Origin of the sequence: Soehngenia longivitae, assembly GCF_004684055.1 — a bacterium.
Taxonomy (GTDB): Bacteria; Bacillota; Clostridia; order Tissierellales; family Tissierellaceae; genus Soehngenia; species Soehngenia longivitae.
Genome location: NZ_SRIB01000033.1, coordinates 1 through 538 on the forward strand (window position 1 = coordinate 1; position 538 = coordinate 538).

The window sequence follows — 538 nt, forward strand, 5'->3', positions numbered from 1 at the left end:
CTGAATTAGGATTGGTACTAGCAAAGAACTTGGCATGAGATTTTGATTTTTTTAGTTGTGACTGATAAAACTTAGGATTATTTTCAGCAACATAGGACTCAATTCCAGTAGTATCGGTAATTAAAATTGAAGATAAAAAGGGGTTAATTTTCTGGGATATTTCCTCACTAAAATCAACTAAATTATTAAATAAGTCATTAAGATCATCCGAGAATTCGGATTTAAATCTAGAAAACTGAGACTTATGAGGAATCTTTAAAAAGCCACAAAACTTACGAAGTTCAGAAGAAATAGAGAGAAAAGTAATTAAAAGATCAACAGAAGGAATAGATAAAATGTTTTTAATAATAAAGGCATTAAGCATAGATTCAAGAGAAAAGTCCCTTTTTGTACCAAAATGAGAATAATATTTCCGATAAAAAGAAAAAGGTATAAAATCACTAATATTAATAAATTGGTTTAATAGAGAAAGAAAGTCATCTTGATTTTGATTATAAAACTTATCAAAATCATTAGAAATATCACAAAGATTTAATTG

General features: G+C 26.8%; 1 protein-coding gene. It reads right to left on the reverse strand.

Going from position 1 to position 538, the window contains the following annotated elements; all coding sequences use genetic code 11:
- A partial coding sequence (locus tag E4100_RS09265; RefSeq protein WP_135271764.1) for a transposase occupies nt 1–538 on the reverse strand: 538 nt, incomplete at both ends.